Origin of the sequence: Acrocarpospora catenulata (assembly GCF_018476525.1) — a bacterium.
Classification (GTDB): domain Bacteria; phylum Actinomycetota; class Actinomycetes; order Streptosporangiales; family Streptosporangiaceae; genus Acrocarpospora; species Acrocarpospora catenulata.
In genome coordinates this window covers 1-5,627 of sequence record NZ_JAHCST010000125.1, presented here as the reverse complement: position 1 = coordinate 5,627, position 5,627 = coordinate 1, and the positions used below count along the sequence as shown (strand labels likewise).

Annotated in this window: 1 protein-coding gene; it reads right to left on the bottom strand. The window is 73.0% G+C overall.

Going from position 1 to position 5,627, the window contains the following annotated elements; genetic code table 11:
• Positions 1-5,582, bottom strand: a 5,582-nt coding sequence (locus tag KIP79_RS45795) for a non-ribosomal peptide synthetase (RefSeq protein WP_214111364.1), incomplete at its 3' end; no start/stop codon positions are given.
• Positions 5,583-5,627 lie beyond the last annotated feature (45 nt).

The following is a 5,627-nucleotide window of genomic DNA, read 5'->3' as shown; positions in this document are numbered from 1 at the left end:
GCCCGCCCGAACAGGCCGTACTCGCCGTTGATCCGGCCGACCTGGAGCTCGATGTCGTTGCGGAGCCGGATGTACTCCTCCACCCGCTCCCGGGTGGGCAGGTGGGTGAGGGCGTGTTGGTGGGTGGTGGTGGGGTCGGCGGTTTGGGGGGTGAGGTAGGCGATGAGTTGGTTGTTGTGGAGGGTGATGGTGGCTTGGGTGACGCCGGGGGCTTGGGTGAGGGTGTTTTCGATTTCGGCGAGTTCGATGCGGTGGCCGCGGAGTTTGATTTGGTTGTCGGTGCGGCCGATGAATTCGAGGGTGCCGTTGGGGTGGCGGCGGGCTTGGTCGCCGGTGCGGTACATGCGGGCGCCGGGGTGGTGGGGGTGGGGGATGAACCGCTGGGCGGTGAGGGTCGGCCGGTTGAGATAGCCACGTCCGACGCCCGGCCCGGCGATGTACAGCTCACCGGGCGTGTGCGGAGGGACGGGTTGCAGGTTCCCGTCCAGCAACAGCACCTCGACGTCGCCCACCGGGTGCCCGATGACGATCCTGGCGCCGTCCTCGTACCGCCATTCCGTGGCGTCCACGGTGACCTCGGACGGGCCGTAGGCGTTGATCACCGCACGGCCGGCCGCCCAGTGCGCCAGCAGCTCAGGCGGCGAGCTCTCGCCACCGACCACGAGCACACGCAGGTCGGGTAGCGGCACCCTCGGCACCGTCGCCAGCACGGCAGGCGGCATGTGGGCCAGGGTGACCCTGTGCTTGCGGAGGAAGGCGCCCAGCGCGTCGCCGGTGAGCGTGGCCGGCGCCACGACCAGGCAGCCGCCGCGCGTGAAGGCGGTGACCAGTTCCGACACCATCACGTCGAACCCGGGCGAGACCAGCTGCAGCACCCGGTGCATGCCACCGCCGAGCCGGTCGAGCCGCTCGCCGAGGTTGGCGGTCAGGTTGGCCAGGCCGCGGTGCTCCAGCACGACGCCCTTGGGGCGGCCGGTGGAGCCGCTGGTGTAGATGACGTAGGCGGCGTGCTCGGGGAGCGGCGGGATGCCGGGGTTGTGGTCGGGGCCATGGAGCAGGTCGGCGAGGTTGACGGCGCCCGGGAGGCGGCTGTCGCCGTCGGTGAGGACGAGCAGCGGATCGGCATCCTGGAGGGTGTACGCGAGGCGGTCATCGGGGTGTTCGAGATCCAGCGGCAGGTAGGCGGCTCCCGCCTTGTGCACGCCGAGAATCGCGGCGATCATGCGCACCGAGCGGGGCAGGCCCAGCGCGATGACGGTCTCGGGACCGGCCCCGCGCGCCCTGAGCTGGTGGGCGATCTGGTTGGCCAGCCGGTTCAGCTGGCCGTAGGTCCACATCTCGCCGTCCGCGATCACCGCGGGCGCGTACGGCGTGCGCTCCGCGTACTCCTCGAACACCGCCGGCAGGAGCGCGGGAGCCGACGCCCGGCGCGGCCCCCGGTGGTGCTCGGCCTCCTCGGGGCTCAGTACGGGCAGGTGGCCGACGGGAGTGCCGGGCTCGGCGACGGCCGCGCCGAGCAGCCGCACCAGCCGTCCGGCCATCGACTTCGCCGTGGCGCGGTCGAACAGGTCCGTCGAGTAGTAGAGCGCCCCGTGCAGGCCCTGCTCCGACTCGTGCACCGCGAAGGTGAGGTCGAACTGCGCGGCGGGCACGTCCACGTCCTGCCTGGTCAGCTCCAGCCCGTCCAGGCTCCAGGAGTCCCGCGACTCCTCCTTGGAGTAGGTGAACAGCACCGAGAACAGGGGAGTCCGGCCGGGGGTGCGGACGGGGTTGAGGTGTTCGACGACGCGTTCGAAGGGCGTGTGCTGGTGGGCCAGGGCGTCCAGGGTGGTGGTGCGGGTCCGCTGGAGGAGGTGGCGGAAGGTGGGGTTGTCGGAGAGGTCGGCCCGTAGCACGAGGGTGTTGACGAAGAAGCCGATGAGTCCGGCCGTGTCGGGGTGGTCGCGCCCGGCGGCGGGGGTGCCGACGGTGATGTCGGTCTGCCCGGTCAGCCGCGAAAGCAGCACCTGGAGCGCGGCGAGCAACACCATGTAGACGGTCGCGTCGTTGTCCCGAGAGAGCGCCCCGACCGCGGGCAGCTCGAAGGTCACGTGGCCGCCGCGCTGGCTGGGCGCGTTGGGCCGGGGGCGGTCGGTGGGCAGATCCAGGGTTTCGACCTCGGCGAGCTGACCGACCCAGTAGTCCAGACCGGTGTCGGTGGTGCTGACTCGCTGGTGGTGGGCGTAGTCGGCGTACTGGAGGGGCAGGCCGGGGAGTTCGCCGCCCTGGTAGAGGGTGGCCAGTTCGTCCCAGAGGATGGGCATGGACCAGCCGTCGCAGGCGATGTGGTGCACCACCAGAAGCAGAACGTGGTCGTCGTCGGCGACGCGGAAGAGCCGGGCCCGCAGCAGCGGCCCGTGCTCCAGGTCGAACGGCGCCGACCACTCCTGGTGCAGCGCCTCGTCCAGGTCACCTGGCGTGGTGACGGGCAGCGCAACGGGCGCGGGGTCGTCCACGACCTGCACCGGCGTGCCGTCCATCTCGGCGTAGCGGGTGCGCAGCACCTCGTGCCTGGCCACCACGCCGGTCAGCGCGGCCGACAGCGCCGCCACGTCGAGGGGGCCGCGCAGCCGTACCGACACCGGCATGTTGTACGCGGGGCTGCCGGGTGACACCTTCCACAGGAACCAGAGCCGCTCCTGGGCGAACGACAGCGGCAGGTAGACCTCGCGCGGCGCCGGCTCGATGGGGGCCGACGACAGGCGCGCGGCGGCGACGCGGGAGGCCATGGCGGCCACCGTCGGCGCCTCGAAGACCGCGGTGATCGGCAGGTCGACGCCCAGGTCCTGGCGGAGCGCGAACAGCAGCCGGGTGGCGAGCATCGAGTGGCCGCCGAGGTCGAAGAAGTCGTCGTGCGCGCCGATCTCGGCGGGGGTCTCCAGCACGCGACGCCACGCCGCGGCGACGGCCCGCTCCAACTCGGTGCGCGGCGGCTCATGCGCGGCGCGGGACAGCACGGCGGCGCCGGCGCCGGGCAGCCTGGCCCGGTCCACCTTGCCGCTCGGCGTCCGCGGCAGCGCGTCGATCTCGACGATTCCCGACAGCCACATGTGGCGCGGCAGCCGCTCGTTGCAGTGGTCGCGGAGCACACCGGGGTCGCTCGGCCGGGCCGGCACGACGTAGCCGACCAGCCGGTGGTTGCCGGGACCGTCGGGGACGGCCAGGACGTAGCAGTCCGCCACGTCGGGGTGCTCGCGCAGCACCGCCTGCACCTCGCCGGGCTCGACCCGGTGGCCGCGGATCTTCACCTGGTCGTCGTCGCGGCCCAGGAACTCGATGGTGCCGTCGGGCAGCCAGCGGCCCCGGTCGCCGGTGCGGTAGAGACGCGCTCCCGGTTCGCGTCCCGCGGGGTCGGGCACGAACGCGGCGGCGGTCAGCGCGGGCTGGCCCACGTAGCCGCGCGCCACGCCCTCGCCGCCGACGTACAGTTCGCCGACGACGCCGATCGGCACCGGGCCGCCGCGCTCGTCCAGCACGTGGACGGCCGTGTTGGCGGCGGGCCCGCCGACGGGGACGACGCCGGAGACGGTGCGCCGGCCCGCCCGCAGCTCGTGGATGGTGCTGTCGATGGTGGTCTCGGTCGCGCCCCAGGCGTTGAGCACCCGTACCCGCGGCCCGAAGGTGGCCAGGATCGCCTCGCCGTCGGCCACCGGGAACGCGTCGCCGCCGGAGACGAGCAGCCGCAGGTCGGGCAGCGTGCGCCCGGTGGACGCCAGGTGCCTGGACAGGCTGTGCAGGACGGCGGGGATGCTGTCGAAGGCGTCCGTCCGCTCCCGCTCCAGGGCGTCGGCGAGTTCGCCCGGCGACAGCGCCAGCGTGCGGGAGCCGATCACCAGGCTGCCGCCGAAGGTGAGGCTGCGCACCACGTCGCCGATGAAGACGTCGAAGGAGGGGCTGGCCACGGTGAGCCAGCGGCGCTCGTGGTACTTGCGCGCCGCCCAGTCGGCGCGCAGGTTGGCCAGCCCGTTCCTGGTGACCATGACACCCTTGGGCGCGCCGGTGGAGCCGGAGGTGTGGATGACGTACGCCAGGGCGGCGCCGGGCACCGCGCGGGCCGGCCGCTCCTCGGGCTGGTCGACCTCCCCGTCCACGCACGCCACCCGCCACGGGCCCGGGGGGATCTGCGGGACCAGCGCGGTGTGCGCGAGCACCACGGCGGGCCGGGCCCCAGCGAACATCGCCGCCAGCCGGGCCGCCGGTTGGTCGGCGTCCACCGGGAAGAAGGCCGCCCCGGCCTTCAGGGCGGCCAGCGGCGCGATCACCGAGTCCGGGCCCCTGGCGACGCAGACCGCCACGACGTCCTCGACTCCGGCGCCGAGTTCGCGGATCAGGTGGGCCAGCCGGTTGGCCCGGCGCTCCACCTGGCCGTAGGTGAGCCGCTCGTCCTCGCACACCAGCGCCAGGTCGTCGGGCGCGGCGTCGGCGTGTGCCTCGAAGTACTCCTCGACGCTGACCTTGGTGGGGTAGGTCAGCCTGGTGGCGTTCCACCGGGCCAGCTGGCGGCTCTCGGCGGGGATGGACAGCTCGTAGTCGGAGACCGGCAGGTCGGGGCGGTCGGCCACCTGCCGGAGCAGGCCGGTGAGGTGGTCGGCGATCCGCTCTGCGGTGGCGAGGTCGAACAGTTCGGCGTCGTACTCCAGGGTCCCGGCGAGGCCGCCGGGCTCCTCGCGGAGGCTGAAGGTCAGGTCGAACAGTGCTCCGCCGGAGGCGCACGGGTACGGCTCTGCCTGCACACCGCCCGGCCACGCGAGGGCGGCCGAGGCGTCGCCGTCGCCGGTGAACAGCACGGAGAACAAGGGGGTCTGGCCGGGGGTGCGGATGGGGTTGAGGTGTTCGACGACGCGTTCGAAGGGGGTGTGCTGGTGGGCGAGGGCGTCCAGGGTGGTGGTGCGGGTCTGCTGGAGGAGGTGGCGGAAGGTGGGGTTGTCGGTGAGGTCGGCGCGTAGCACGAGGGTGTTGACGAAGAAGCCGATGAGTCCGGCGGTGTCGGGGTGGTCGCGTCCGGCGGCCGGGGTGCCGACGGTGATGTCGGTCTGGCCGGTCAGTCGGGACAGCAGCACCTGGAGGGCGGTCACCAGTACCACGTGCTGGGTCGTGCCGCTCTCCGCGGCCAGTGTGCCGAGCGCCGCGGCGGCGTCGGCGGGCACGCTCAGCGGAACGTGCTCGGCCGGCCGCCCCGGCGCGCCGGAGCGGGGGCGGTCGGTGGGCAGGTTGAGGGTTTCGACCTCGGCGAGCTGGCCGAGCCAGTAGTCGAGGCCGGTGTCGGTGGTGGTGATGCGCTGGTGGTGGGCGTGGTCGGCGTACTGGAGAGGGAGGTCCGGGAGTTCGCCGCCCTGGTAGAGGGTGGCCAGTTCATGCCAGAGGATGGGCATGGACCAGCCGTCACAGGCGATGTGATGCAGGACCAGGAGCAGCACGTGGTCGTCCTCGGCGAGCCTGAACAGCCTGGCCCGCAGCACCGGCCCGTGCTCCAGATCAAACGGCTCCCCGCATTCCCGCGCGACCAACTCGCGCAGTGCGATTGATTGCCGTGGGTCTCCCACCCACCCACCCTCTTGACCCTCCGGGTCCGGGCCCGGCTCCGCCGG